This window comes from Pseudoclavibacter sp. VKM Ac-2888 (genome assembly GCF_015351285.1).
In the GTDB taxonomy this organism is placed as follows: domain Bacteria; phylum Actinomycetota; class Actinomycetes; order Actinomycetales; family Microbacteriaceae; genus Pseudoclavibacter.
Window position 1 is genome coordinate 172,763 of the sequence record NZ_JADKSM010000002.1, and the last position, 13,591, is coordinate 186,353.

At 70.1% G+C, this 13,591-nt stretch carries 10 protein-coding genes; 9 read left to right on the forward strand and 1 reads right to left on the reverse strand.

The genetic code is table 11. The features are described from left to right. Complete coding sequence (locus tag ITJ61_RS16230) at positions 1-1,269, reverse strand: CynX/NimT family MFS transporter (RefSeq protein ID WP_181064945.1); 1,269 nt, start codon at positions 1,267-1,269, stop codon at positions 1-3. A 76-nt stretch (positions 1,270-1,345) separates the two neighbouring features. On the opposite strand from ITJ61_RS16230, the gene ITJ61_RS16235 reads away from it, so the two are divergent. From ITJ61_RS16235 to gatB, 9 genes are all read left to right on the forward strand, one after another. Continuing rightward, positions 1,346-1,960: a TetR/AcrR family transcriptional regulator gene (locus tag ITJ61_RS16235; RefSeq protein WP_160072457.1), complete on the forward strand. Its 615-nt coding sequence runs from the start codon at positions 1,346-1,348 to the stop codon at positions 1,958-1,960. Further along, positions 1,957-3,591: an MDR family MFS transporter gene (locus tag ITJ61_RS16240; protein WP_194686845.1), complete on the forward strand. Its 1,635-nt coding sequence runs from the start codon at positions 1,957-1,959 to the stop codon at positions 3,589-3,591. The genes ITJ61_RS16235 and ITJ61_RS16240 overlap by 4 nt, the downstream gene beginning before the upstream one ends. Positions 3,592-3,664: 73 nt before the next feature. Continuing rightward, positions 3,665-4,837 (forward strand): tRNA 2-thiouridine(34) synthase MnmA, encoded by a 1,173-nt coding sequence (mnmA, locus tag ITJ61_RS16245; RefSeq protein ID WP_104341528.1) that lies wholly within the window; start codon positions 3,665-3,667, stop codon positions 4,835-4,837. Beyond that, complete coding sequence (locus tag ITJ61_RS16250) at positions 4,834-5,310, forward strand: hypothetical protein (RefSeq protein WP_194686846.1); 477 nt, start codon at positions 4,834-4,836, stop codon at positions 5,308-5,310. Before mnmA ends, ITJ61_RS16250 begins: the two co-directional genes overlap by 4 nt. Continuing rightward, the gene (ligA, locus tag ITJ61_RS16255; protein WP_194686847.1) at positions 5,307-7,685 is read left to right on the forward strand and encodes an NAD-dependent DNA ligase LigA; all 2,379 of its coding nucleotides are present in this window, start codon (positions 5,307-5,309) and stop codon (positions 7,683-7,685) included. Before ITJ61_RS16250 ends, ligA begins: the two co-directional genes overlap by 4 nt. A 118-nt stretch (positions 7,686-7,803) precedes the next feature. Beyond that, positions 7,804-10,170 (forward strand): DUF6882 domain-containing protein, encoded by a 2,367-nt coding sequence (locus ITJ61_RS16260; RefSeq protein ID WP_194686848.1) that lies wholly within the window; start codon positions 7,804-7,806, stop codon positions 10,168-10,170. 75 nt (positions 10,171-10,245) lie between these two features. Further along, positions 10,246-10,545: an Asp-tRNA(Asn)/Glu-tRNA(Gln) amidotransferase subunit GatC gene (gatC, locus tag ITJ61_RS16265; protein WP_104240709.1), complete on the forward strand. Its 300-nt coding sequence runs from the start codon at positions 10,246-10,248 to the stop codon at positions 10,543-10,545. Continuing rightward, entirely contained in the window at positions 10,542-12,068 is a 1,527-nt protein-coding gene (gatA, locus tag ITJ61_RS16270) for an Asp-tRNA(Asn)/Glu-tRNA(Gln) amidotransferase subunit GatA (RefSeq protein ID WP_104240710.1), read from the forward strand. Before gatC ends, gatA begins: the two co-directional genes overlap by 4 nt. Next, complete coding sequence (gatB, locus tag ITJ61_RS16275; protein ID WP_194686849.1) at positions 12,068-13,582, forward strand: Asp-tRNA(Asn)/Glu-tRNA(Gln) amidotransferase subunit GatB; 1,515 nt, start codon at positions 12,068-12,070, stop codon at positions 13,580-13,582. Before gatA ends, gatB begins: the two co-directional genes overlap by 1 nt. Positions 13,583-13,591 lie beyond the last annotated feature (9 nt).

A 13,591-nucleotide genomic window follows, 5' to 3' on the forward strand; every position in this document is an offset into this window, starting at 1 on the left:
TCAGCGGGCCAGCTGGATCTCGTCTTCGATCTTCCACTTGCCAGCAAGCGCGGGGGCGAGCGGGATGACGCCGAGGGTGAGCACGGCGAGGAGGCCAAGCGGGATCGACCAGTTGCCCGTCGCCGTGGCCAGCACGCCGACCGTGAACGGCGCGAGGGCAGCGAGGGCGTAGCCGACGAGCTGGACGAAGCCGCTCAGGATGGCCGACCCGCGCTGGCCCGATGCGCGAAGGCCGATGAGCGTGAGGCAGATGGGGAAGATCAGCTGCCCGAAGCCGATGAGCAGCACCCAGACGACGGGGGCTGCCGTCGGGGCCAGGATGAGGCCCAGGTAGCCGAGCGCGAAGCCGGCCGCCGCGGAGATGAGCGGCCACGTGGTGCCGAGGTGCTTGATGACAAGCGGGGTTGCCAGCGAGAGCGGGATGCCCATGGCCGCGAACAGCGAGAGGTAGCCGGCCGCGGCGACCGTGTCTGCCCCCGCCCGCTCCTGCAGGATCGTGGGGAGCCAGCCGAAGCAGCAGTACGCGTTCATCGACGAGATCGCGAAGGTCGTGGCGAGCGCCCATGCCCGCTTGGAACGCCAGATGGAGCGTGCGGGCCGTGCGGGCTTGCCGTTCGGCAGCGTCACGGCGCCCGTCGTCTCGGGCACGTGTCCGCGCGCCGCTCGCACCTGCGCGCGAACGAGGAGGATGAGCCACGGCACGGCTGCCGAGGCTGCCACGATGCCCCACATCGAGAGCGAGGTGCGCCAGCCGGAGGCCAGGGCGACGGGCGCCGCGAGCAGCGGAGGCAGCATCGTGCCGAGCGCGACGACGATCGCGTAGGTGGAGGTCATGACGGGGATGCGCGACCGGAAGTACGTGACGACGACCGGAGGCAGGAGGATGTTGCCGATGCCCATGCCGAGGAGGGCGATGCCGCTGCCGCCGAGGAGGGTGGGGACGTCGGGGGCCGCGCCTCGGAGCAGGTGGCCGGCGATGATGGCGGCCAGGGCGAGGACGATGAGCAGCTCGAGGCGCACGCGACGCAGCAGCCACGGGGTGACGAGGCCGGCGATCGCGAACGCGACGGGAGGCAGCATCGTGAGAAGCCCGGTGGTGGCGCCCTGGAGCGGGAGGTCGACGGAGATGAGATCGAAGATCGGCGAGGCGTTGGTGACGGCGGTCCTCAGGTTCAGTGCGAGGAGCACCAGCGCGAGGACGGCGAGTGCCGTCCAGAACCACGGGGACCGTGCGCTGCCTGAGGGGTTCGGAGCGGGGAGAGTCGACACGAGGTGCCACTGTACCCAGGACCTGCACAGGAAAGTTGCACTTGTGAAACTTTGCACTCATGCATATTCTTGAGTGGTGTCGAACCCAGCCCTCTCCCTCCGCGAACGCAACCGCATCGACTGCTGGCACGCCATCCACGATGCCGCTGCCGACCTCACGATCGAGCGGGGCCTCGACGAGACCACGATCGACGCGATCAGCGATCGCGCCGGCGTCTCACGCCGAACCTTCTTCAACTACTTCCCGAGCAAAGAGGATGCGGTGCTCGGCATGCAGGCACCGACCCTGCCCGACGGCGCCCTCGAGGACTTCCGCGCAAGCGCGGGTGACTCGTTCGGCCGCACGATGCGGCTCATGCTGGCCGTCCTTGATTCGGCGATCCCCGACCACGACGACTTCCCGCGGCGGCGCACGCTCGCCGACCAGAACCCAGTGCTCGAGGAGCGCCTCAGGCGCCACATCAGCGCGGCTGAGGACATCGTCCTCGCGATCCTGACCGAGCAGGACGGCGACAGCTCGACCGAGCCGCTGCCTGACGGCATCGAGTCCGCCAAGGCACTCCTGTCGCTCGCCGCCACCATCCTGCGCTTCACCAGCCGGAACGACCCCCACGGCATCCTGGTCGACCGGGAAGCCGCCATCAACCGCTCTATCGACGTATTCAGGAAAGCGATCTCAGAATCCCTATGACGACTCCCCCCAGCATCGATTCGCAGGCCCGCGCCGAGACCGGCACAGGAACCGGCGTGGGCGACGGCGCGCGCGCAGCGAGGCCCGCGGCTGGCGCGACCACCGGCACGTCCCACAAGCGGAGCATCGTTCCGCTCTTCCTCGGCCTGATGGTCACGATGCTCATGGCATCGCTCAACAACACGGTCCTCTCCAGCGCCATGCCGACCATCGTGGGGGAGCTCCACGGAGTCGAGCACATGAGCTGGGTCGTGACGTCGTTCATCCTGGCGTCGACCGTCATGATGCCGGTCTACGGCAACCTCTCCGACCTGTTCGGACGCAAGCCGCTGCTGCTCATCGCCATCGGGCTGTTCATCGCCGGCTCGGTGCTCGGCGGCCTGGCTCCCTCGATCGAGCTGCTCATCGGCGCGCGCATCGTCCAGGGGCTCGGCGGCGGTGGCCTCATGATCCTGTCGCAGGCCGCCATCGCCGACGTCGTCCCCGCGCGCGAGCGTGGCAAGTACATGGGGGTCATGGGCGCGGTCTTCGCCTTCTCCTCCGTGGCTGGCCCGCTGCTCGGTGGCTGGTTCACGGAAGGGCCGGGATGGCGCTGGGTGTTCTGGATCAACCTGCCGCTCGGTGCTCTTGCGCTGCTGGCGACGATCTTCCTCCTCCGTCTCCCCAAGCGCCCCGCGCAGGAACGCACTCGGATCGATGTCAGCGGCATGGCCCTCATCTCCCTCGCGACGACCGCGCTCGTGCTCGTCGGAACCTGGGGCGGGTCGCAGTACGCGTGGACATCGCCGACGATCCTGCTGCTCGCAGCGCTTGCCGTCGTCTCGGCCACGGCGTTCGTCTTCGTCGAGCGCGGTGCCGCCAATCCGATCATGCCGCTCGGCATGTTCCGCGACCGCAACTTCATCCTGACGACGATCGCCAGCCTCTCCACGGGCGTCATCATGTTCGGCACGCTCGGCTACATGCCGACCTACCTGCAGATGGTGACGGGGTCCGGACCAACGGTGTCCGGCCTGCTGATGACCCCCATGATGGGTGCGCTGCTGATCACATCGATCCTGAGCGGCCAGTACGTCTCGCGCACGGGGCGCTACAAGTGGGTGCCCATCGCGGGGTCCGCCGTGCTCGGTGCCGGGCTCCTGGTGCTCTCGTTCGTCACGGTCGACAGCCCGGTGTGGATGATCTGCGTCGCCCTCGGCATCATGGGGATCGGACTCGGCGGGAGCATGCAGCTGCTCACGCTCATCGTGCAGAACTCGTTCCCCGCTCGCATCGTGGGCACCGCGACGGCGGCCAACAACTACTTCCGCCAGGTCGGCGCGACGCTCGGCTCCGCGGTTGTGGGCTCGGTCTTCGCAGCGCGGCTGACGCAGATGGTGGCCGACCGTCTTCCGGACGGAGCAGCCGCCGAGGACGGCGCGAGCTCCTTCACGCCGGCGGCGATCGCTGAGCTGCCCGATCAGCTCAGGGCCATCATCGTCGGCTCGTACAACGAGGCGCTCATCCCGATCTTCCTCGCGCTTGTGCCCCTGACGGTCATCTCCATCATCGCGCTGTCCTTCCTGAAGGAGAAGCCGCTCGCGACCGGTGCTGAGCCGGCCACGACAACCTCGGCGACGCACATCGGCTGACCCCAACCTGTTCCGCACACGGGGCGGTGTCGGAGGCCCGACGTACACTTATCCGGTGAAAGTTCTAGCCGCCATGAGCGGCGGGGTCGATTCCGCCGTCGCAGCAGCCCGAGCCGTCGAGGCCGGGCACGAAGTCATCGGCGTGCACCTCGCGCTCTCCCGAATGCCAGGCACGCTTCGCACGGGGTCTCGAGGGTGCTGCACCATCGAGGACTCGATGGACGCCCGTCGTGCCGCCGACCTCCTCGGCATCCCGTTCTATGTGTGGGACTTCTCCGAGCGGTTCAAGCTCGACGTCGTCGATGACTTCATCGCGGAGTACAGCGCCGGCCGCACGCCGAACCCCTGCATGCGCTGCAACGAGAAGATCAAGTTCGCGGCGCTCCTCGAGAAGGCCATCGACCTCGGGTTCGATGCCGTGTGCACGGGGCACTACGCCACTCTCGCGACGGGCGAGGACGGACTCGTCGAACTGCACCGAGCGAGTGCTTGGGCGAAAGACCAGTCGTACGTGCTCGGCGTGCTCACCCAGCAGCAGCTCGAGCACTGCTACTTCCCGCTCGGAGACACGCCCTCCAAGGATCTCGTCCGCGCGGAGGCCGCCGAGCGCGGAATCAGCGTCGCGCAGAAGCCCGACTCGCACGACATCTGCTTCATCCCAGACGGCGACACTCGGGGATGGCTCGGTGACCGCATCGGCACAGCCACCGGCGAGGTCGTCGACAGCGCCGGGGCGAAGCTCGGCGAGCACGACGGAGCGACGGCGTACACCGTCGGCCAGCGCAAGGGGCTTCGGCTCGGCGTTCCAGCCCCGGACGGGAAGCCGCGGTTCGTGCTCGAGATCCGCCCGAAGACCAACGAGGTCGTCGTGGGGCCGAAGGAGGCGCTCAACATCGCGGAGATCGCCGGCCAGCGGATGAGCTGGACGGGCGCCGCGAAGACGGAGGCCGACGGCGCGTTCCGCTGTGACGTCCAGATCCGCGCCCACGCCGATCCGGTCCCCGCCACCGCGCGTGTGAGCGCGAGCGCCGCGAGCACGCGTGACGACGCCACCATCCCGGGCGTCGAATGGAGCGTGGTCGTCGACGAGCCGCTTGTCGGGGTCGCACCAGGCCAGACTGCCGTGGTCTACGTCGGCACGAGCGTGCTCGGCCAGTTCACGATCGACCGAACCGTGAGCGCCGTGCAGGAGAGCACCGCGCAAGATGGCGTTGCAGGCAGCGCAGACGGGCAGGAGGCGGCATGAGCAAGCAGGCTGAGGGCTCGGTCCTGAAAGACGGCGAGGCGATGGACATGCTCACCGACCGAGCGGAGCGCTGGGCGGCGAAGTACAAGAACCTCTCCGACTCGGAGCGCTGGCGCAGTGACTACGACGAGCACTTCGACGCGCCAGCCCTCCAGCTCGCGAAGCGCTGCACCCTGGAGGCGCGCCCGTTCGGAGTGAAGGACTGGATCCTCGCCTTCGTGCTCTGGTTCCTCATCGGCGGCACGGTGTTCCTCGCCTCGAACTTCCTCATGCAGCTCGAACCCACCTGGCAGATCGTGTTCGCCGTCTTCGCGGTGCTCATCGCCGTCGTCGGCATCGTGCAGAGCTACCTCGAGACGACCAGCGAGCGGCGCGCCGCCAAGCGCCTCGCGGGCAAGAAAGACTGGCTGCTCTCCGTGAGCCGCAAGGCAGCGATGGCGACTCTGAGCTCCCGTGCAGGAGCGACAGCGTGACGAGCTTCGAGGATGCACGGGAACGCGTCGCCGAGGTGCGGGAGCTCGTCGCCGAGTACCAGGCGGCGTACTACGAGCGCGACGCGCAGCTCGTCTCGGACGCCGAGTACGACACGCTCGTCCGCGAGCTCGACGAGCTGGAGCGCGAGCATCCCGAGCTGCAGTCGCAGGACTCCCCGACGCAGACGGTCGGCGGCGGCGTCGCTGACGGCCTGCGGCCCATCGAGCACGCGGAACGCATGCTCTCCCTCGACAACGTCTTCTCGATCGACGAGCTGCGCGAGTGGTGCGCCAAGACGGAGGCGGCCGCGGGCCGCCGAGTCGCCTGGCTCACGGAGCTGAAGATCGACGGCCTCGCCATCTCCCTGCGCTACGAGCACGGCAGGCTCGTCACCGCGGCAACCCGCGGTGACGGTCGCACGGGCGAGGAGGTCACGCAGAACGCGCTGCAGATCGACGGCATCCCCGAAGCGCTCTCGGGCGAGGGGCATCCGCCGATCGTCGAGGTTCGAGGCGAGGTCTTCATCCCGGTCGCCGCGTTCAAGCAGCTCAACGAGTTCCAGGCGTCGCTGCGCCCCCGAGCCGTCGACGAGTACCGGGCGAGGTGGGAAGCCCGGCCCGCCGCGACGCGCGGTGAGTTCGACGAACAGGCCGAGCTGGAGCGGGCCACGAAGCGATTCCCCGACTTCGCGAACCCGCGCAACGCGGCCAGCGGGGGCTTGCGGCAGCAGCTCGAGAAGAAGAGCGGCCTCGAACGCGAGGCCGGCGAGCTCCGACTCCACTCGCTGCGGATGTACGTCCACGGGATCGGCGCGTGGCCCTCACCACCGGTCGATTCGCAGAGCCAGGTCTACGAGCTCCTCGCCGGATGGGGCCTGCCCGTCACCCCGTACGCCAAGGTCGCCGAGGCGGTCGACGACGTCGTCGACTTCGTCGAGCACTACGGGGCCGAACGCCACTCCGTCGAGCACGAGCTGGACGGCATCGTCGTGAAGGTCGACGAGCTCGAGCTGCACGACGAGCTCGGCATGACCAGCCGCGCGCCGCGCTGGGCCATCGCCTACAAGTACCCGCCAGAAGAGGTGCACACGAAGCTCCTCGACATCGCAGCGAGCGTGGGACGCACCGGGCGCGTCACGCCCTTCGCGATCATGGCGCCCGTCAAGGTGGCGGGCAGCGTCGTGCGGATGGCGACCCTCCACAACCAGGACGTGGTGCGGGTCAAGGGCGTCAAGATCGGCGACACGGTCGTGCTGCGCAAGGCCGGGGACGTCATCCCGGAGGTGCTCGGACCGGTGCTCGAGCTGCGCGGAGACGACGTGCGCGACTTCGTCATGCCGAGCGATTGCCCGGAGTGCGGGACCCCGTTGCGTCCCATGAAGGAGGGCGACGTCGACCTGCGCTGCCCGAACGCCCGCTCGTGTCCTGCCCAGGTCCGAGGCCGAGTCGAGCACATCGGCTCGCGCGGGGGACTCGACATCGATGCGCTCGGCGAGGTGACCGCCGCAGCGCTGACCCAGCCGACGGTGCCCGAGCTGCCTCCGCTCGAGACCGAGGCTCGCCTCTTCGCGCTCACCCTCGAGGAGATCGTCCCCATCGAGGTCGTCGTCCGCGACTCCGAGACGGGAGAGCCCAGGACCGACGACGAGACGGGCGAGCTCATCCGCAGGGCTCCGTTCCAGAAGGTCTCGCTCGTCTACCCGCCGGGCTCCGAGGAGATGACGCCCGCCGAACGGCGCAAGGCCGGCATCAAGAAGGACTTCAGGCTCGTCGAGCCTTCAAAGCAGGCGACGACCCTCCTTGAGCAGCTCGAGGTCGCCAAGACGAAAGACCTCTGGCGTCAGCTCGTCTCGCTCAACATCCGCCACGTCGGCCCCGTTGCCGCGCGGGCACTCGCGGACTGGTTCGGTTCCCTCGAGGCGATCGAGGCGGCTCCGGCCGAGGAGCTCGCCCAGGTCGAGGGCGTCGGCCCGACCATCGCGGACGCGATCGTCGAGTGGCTCGCGGAAGACTGGCACCGTGACATCGTCGAGGCCTGGCGGGCTGCCGGAGTGCGCTTCGCCACGCCGGACCATCCGGGCCCCGGCGCGCGGACCAGCACCGAGGGGCCGCTCTCCGGCCTGAGCGTCGTGGCGACGGGAACCCTCGAGGGGTTCACGCGGGACGGCGCCAAGGAGGCGATCATCGCCGCCGGCGGGAAGGCCGCTGGCAGCGTGTCGAAGAAGACCGACTTCGTCGCGGCAGGGCCCGGAGCGGGCTCGAAGCTGACGAAGGCCGAGGAGCTCGGCATCCCCATCCTCGACGCAGACGGCTTCCGCCTGCTCCTCGAAGGCGGACCCAGTGCGGTCGAGCACCTGCGAGCCGACGCGGAATGAGAGCTCGGCGCGCACCGACGACAGGAAGCGGACTCCGAGGCGGCGGACCGGTCGCTCGGCTACAGTGTGCAGGCCGTGGCAATGGCTCGCCGCGGGGGAACGGGGAACCATGCTCAGCGTGAGCTTGCAAGATCTGGCGGACGACGCCGCCATCCTCCACTTCGACGCGCACGCGCAGCTCACGGAGCAGCTCGGCGACGCCGGATGGGACGTCGACCTCACCGCCCCGTCGATCACGTATCAGACCCAACCGGCCGCGACGGTGCTTCCGGTGCAGCTCATCGGCAGCGTCGCGCAGAGCGCCGGCACGTGGATGTGGGGCTGGAACAACGTCAACGGCTTCCCGGAGCAGGCCATCGAGCTTGCCGGCCGGGTGCGCTCGTTCGTGCTCGATGGTGGCCCAGAGCAGCTCTCCTCGTCGGTCGTGAAGACCGACGAGGCGTCTCCGCTGCACCTCGTCCTCGCGGCCAAGGCGCTGACGCGCTCGCGCGACAGCGTCGTCGTCGAAGCGGCGCCCGGCGTCCAGGTGCATCTCATGGTGCAGGCGGGGCCCGACGCGGCCACAACCGCAGAACGTGCGACCCGCGCCATCCTCGACGCCGTCGACGCGGGTGTCCTGAGCGACCACGTGCGTGCCCTGCACTCCTACGCGGCGCGGACGCACTCGCAGCTCCAGCGCACGGGAGCCGCCAGCTACGAGCTGGCGACCGGCGACGGACTGGTCGAGATCACACTCGACGACGCCCAGCAGGTGCTCGTGGTGCGCGTGGCGCCCGCCGCCGCGGTCCCGACCGGAGACGACAGCGCTCCCGAGGCCGCAGTCGAGCCTGCGCCCGTCTCGGAGCCCGCGCCGATTTCGGAGCCTGAGCCCACTACGGAACCCGACCCCGCTCGGGAGCCCGCGCCTCTCTCGGATCCCGCGCCCGCTCCTCATCCCGGTGTCGAGCACACCACCGCAGCGGACCCCCACCCGGCTCCCGAATCGGCCGCGGACACCGCCTCCTCTTCGCTGACCGCCCCATCGGCCACCCTCGACTCGCGCACCGAGGGCGAGCAGGGCCCAGAGGCCGAGCTTTCATCGGAGAGCCAAGCGCCGGCCGAGCTGCACGTCAGCCCCACCGCCTCCTCGACCGCCGCTCCGTCGGTGCATCCTCGAGAGGCGCCGTCGTTCGAGGCCCAGCAGCCCGCGCCCGTCCCGGTCGTGCCGCCGGCGGGGCTCCCGACTCCGCCTCCGCCCGTCGTGCCGGCTTCAGCTCCGTACGTGCCGATCCCGCAGCGCCGGGATCAGCCGAGCGCGGCGTCGGCGTCGCAGGCGCCAGCAGCATCCTCGGCTACTGCCCAGCAGCAGGCGCCGAGCGCGCCCTGGCAGCCCTTCGACGCCTCGCCCCGATGGGAGCGCACACCAGCATCCGCCGTCGCTCCTCCCAACGGCGGACCTCCGCCCGTGCCAGCACCTGCGCCTGGTGAGGGCGCGGCCCAGGGGTTCCTGCCGCCGCACCTGGCCAACCCACCGCAGGTCGCTCAGCCGACGCAGTTCGGGCAGCCGAGCAACCAGGGCCAGCCTCCTCGTCAGGGCTGGCCGCAGCCCGGCGCCCAGCCCGGGCCTGGCCAAGGCCAGGGAGCGTGGCAGCAACCTCAGCCGCAGCAGAATCCCGGACAGGCCTACCCGGCGGGGCAGTCATTCCCGGGCCAGCAGGCGCCGGGACGGCAGTTCCCCGGCCAGCAGGCGCCGGGGCAGCAGTTCCCAGGGCAGCAGTTCCCGGGTCAGCAGGTGCCGGGGCAGCAAAATCCGGGCCCCCAGGGTCAGGGCCAAGGGCAGCCTGGCCCGGCAGGCGGGTATCGGCCTCAGGCTCCATGGGGTGCAGCGCGCCCCGGACAGGGTCAGCAGCCAAGGCCGCAGGGCCAGCAGGGACAGCCGCCGCAGCAAGGGGGTTCCTGGCAGGGGCAGCAGCCGGCAGCCGGCAACGACTTCGGTCGCGCGCCGTCCCAGCAGCAGCGTGACCCACGCCAGGGACAGCCGCAGTATCCGGGCCAGCACAACCAGGGTCAGCAGTATCAGGGCCAGCCCAACCCGGGCCAGCCGTACCCGGGCACTCCCTACCCTGGCCCGGCCGGGGGCTTCGATCCCCGCCAGCAGGGCGCCCCGCAGCAGTTCCCGCCGACGCGCGGCGCGCAGCAGAACCCGCAGCCCGGCGGATGGAACGGCCAGCCTGCGCGCACGCAGCCCCAGCACGGCCAGCCGCCGTACCAGGGCCAGCCGCAATATCCGGGGCAACAGCCCGCCCAGCCGGGGCAACTGCCCTACCAGGGGCAGCCGCAGTACCCGGGGCAGCAGCCCGCTCAGCCGGGGCAGCCGCCCTACCGGGGGCAGCCGCAGTACCCGGGACAGCAGCCCGCCCAGCCGGGGCAGCCCGGATACGACCCCCGCTGGCAGGGCAATGGGCCATCGTCCCAGCCTCCCCAGCAGCAGCCACCACGCCAGTAGCCACGGATGGAGCACGGCCGCGTCAGCACGCGGCCTAGACTTGTCCAGCCCTGGCCGACTCACTATCGGAGACGAATGACCGACATCACTGCCGCCGACGTTGAGCACCTCGCTCAGCTCGCGCGCATCGACCTCGCCGAAGGCGAGATCGAGCGCGTCACCGGCGAACTCATCGAGATCCAGCACCTCATCCAGAAAGTGCAGGAGGTTGCGACGCCTGACGTCCAGGTGACGACCCACCCGATCGCCATGCACAACGTGACGCGAGCCGACGAGGTCGGCGAGCCGCTGGACCGCGACGCCGCACTCGCGGGTGCCCCGGACAGCGACGGAACTCGCTTCCGCGTGACCGCGATCCTGGGGGAAGAGCAGTGAGCACCGACATCACGCGCCTGAGCGCGACCGACCTCGCCGCGGCGATCGCCGACGGCAGCATCAGCTCCATCGAGGCCACCACCGCGCACCTCGAGCGCATCGAGGCAGTCGACGGAGACGTCCACGCCTTCCTCCACGTCGACGCCGACTCCGCACTCGCCGCAGCCGGACGCGTCGACGCGAAGCGCCAAGCGGGGGAGCAGCTCTCGCCGCTGGCCGGTGTCCCCGTCGCGGTCAAGGACAACATCGCGACCAAGGGCACCCCGACGACCGCCGGCTCGCGCATCCTCGAAGGGTGGGTGCCGCCGTACGACGCGACCGTTGTCGAGCGCCTCCGCGACAACGATCTCGTCATCATCGGCAAGACCAACCTCGACGAGTTCGCGATGGGGTCCTCCACGGAGCACTCCGCCTACGGGCCGACCCACAACCCGTGGGACCTCGAGCGCATCCCAGGCGGGTCCGGCGGCGGTTCCGCCGCTGCCGTCGCCGCCTACGAGGCGCCGCTCGCGCTCGGCACCGACACGGGCGGGTCCATCCGTCAGCCCGCATCCGTCACCGGAACCGTCGGCATGAAGCCCACCTACGGTGGCGTGAGCCGCTACGGCGCGCTTGCGCTCGGCTCGTCGCTCGACCAGATCGGGCCGGCAGCACGCGGCGTGCTCGACACCGCCGCACTGCACGACGTCCTCGCCGGTCACGACCGACGCGACTCCACCTCCCTCACGGGCGAGTGGCCGTCGTTCACACAGGCAGCCCTCGCGGGCCGTGCGGACGACTCCGTCCGTGGCCTGCGCATCGGCGTCCCCAAGCAGATCGCCGACGGAGCCGGCTTCGAGGCCGGCGTCACGCAGCGATTCCAGGAGGCGCTCGCAGCCCTCGAGGAACGCGGCGCGATCATCTCCTGGATCGAGACCCCGCACTTCGAGTACGCCGTGGCCGCGTACTACCTGATCATGCCAGCGGAGGCCTCCAGCAACCTCGCGCGTTACGACTCCGTGCGCTTCGGCCTGCGGGTCACCGACCCCTCGGGGACCACCGTCGAGCGGGTCATGTCCGCGACGCGCAGCAAGGGCTTCGGCGACGAAGCCAAGCGTCGCATCCTCCTCGGCACGTACGCGCTCTCCGCCGGCTACTACGACGCGTTCTACGGCTCGGCGCAGAAGGTGCGCACACTCGTGCAGCAGGACTTCGCCGCAGCGTTCGCCGAGGTCGACGTGCTCGCAGCGCCCACCTCGCCGACGACCGCCTACAAGCTCGGCGAGAAGGCGGAAGACCCGACGGCCATGTACCTGGCCGACCTCACGACGATCCCGGCGAACCTCGCCGGCGTCCCCGGCATCTCCGTTCCGGGCGGCCTCGCACCGGAGAACGGCCTTCCCGTCGGCATCCAGTTCATGGCAGCCGCCCGTGACGACGCGCGCCTCTACACGGTGGCCGCGGCACTCGAACAGACTCTCGAAGACCGCTGGGGTGGGCCCCTGCTCTCGCAGGCCCCCCAGCTGAAGGCAGGTGCACGCTGATGGCCAAGCCAGAGCTCATGGACTACGACCGCGCTCTCGAACTCTACGAGCCCGTCATCGGTCTCGAGGTGCACGTCGAACTCGGCACCAAGACCAAGATGTTCTCCGACACCCCGAACCACTCGGGCAACGAGGTCGGCGGAGAGCCCAACACCAACATCGGGCCCGTCGACCTCGGCCTCCCGGGCACCCTGCCCGTCGTCAACGAGCAGGCGGTCCGCTACTCGATCGCACTCGGGCTCGCCCTCGGCTGCGAGATCGCTGAGGTCTCGGGCTTCGCTCGAAAGAACTACTTCTACCCGGACAACCCGAAGAACTACCAGATCTCGCAGTACGACGACCCCATCGCGTTCGACGGCGAGGTCGAGGTGGAGCTGGAAGACGGCAGCGTGTTCCACGTGCCCATCGAGCGCGCCCACATGGAAGAGGATGCAGGGAAGCTGACCCACGTGGGCGGCTCCACCGGGCGAATCCAGGGCGCCGAGTACTCCCTGGTCGACTACAACCGCGCTGGCGTCCCACTCGTCGAGATCGTGACGCGGCCCATCTTCGGCGGCGAAGCGCAGACGCCGCATCTCGCAGCGGCCTACGTCTCGACGATCCGCGACATCGTGCGCGCCCTCGGCGTCTCCGAGGCCCGCATGGAACGTGGCAACCTCCGCTGTGACGCGAACGTCTCGCTGCGTCCGCGCGGTGAGGAGAAGCTCGGCACCCGCACGGAGACGAAGAACGTCAACTCCTTCCGGTCCATCGAGCGGGCCGTCCGCTACGAGATCCAGCGCCAGGCCGCGCTCCTCGCAGCAGGGGGCAGCATCACGCAGGAGACGCGCCACTGGCACGAGGACACGGGACGCACCTCGTCCGGTCGTCCGAAGTCGGATGCCGATGACTACCGGTACTTCCCGGAGCCCGACCTGATGCCGCTGCGCCCGAGCCGCGAGCTGGTCGAGGAGCTGCGCGCCACGCTGCCGGAGGCACCCGTCGCTCGCCGCCGCCGCCTCAAGGCGGAGTGGGGCTTCGCCGACCAGGAGTTCCAGGACATCGCCAACGCGGGCCTCCTCGACGTCGTCGACGCGACCGTCGCCGCCGGCGCCACGGCTGCCGGTGCGAAGAAGTGGTGGATGGGCGAGCTCTCGCGCATCGCCAACGACCGTGGCGTGCAGGCGACCGACCTCGCGACGCCGGCGCAGATCGCGGAGCTCGACGGGCTCATCACGGCGGGCACCGTCAACGATCGACTCGCGCGAGACGTGCTCGAGGGTGTGCTCGCAGGCGAGGGCTCACCCGCGGAGGTCGTCGAGTCACGCGGACTCGCCGTCGTCAGCGATGACGGTCCGCTCATCGAGGCCATCGACGCTGCCCTCGCGCAGCAGCCCGACGTGCTCGCCAAGATTCGCGACGGCAAGGTGCAGGCCGCAGGCGCGGTCATCGGCGCCGTCATGAAGGCGATGAGGGGCAAGGCGGACGCGGCACGCGTTCGCGAGCTCGTGTTGGAGCGCGCGCAGAACTCGTAGGACCCACGT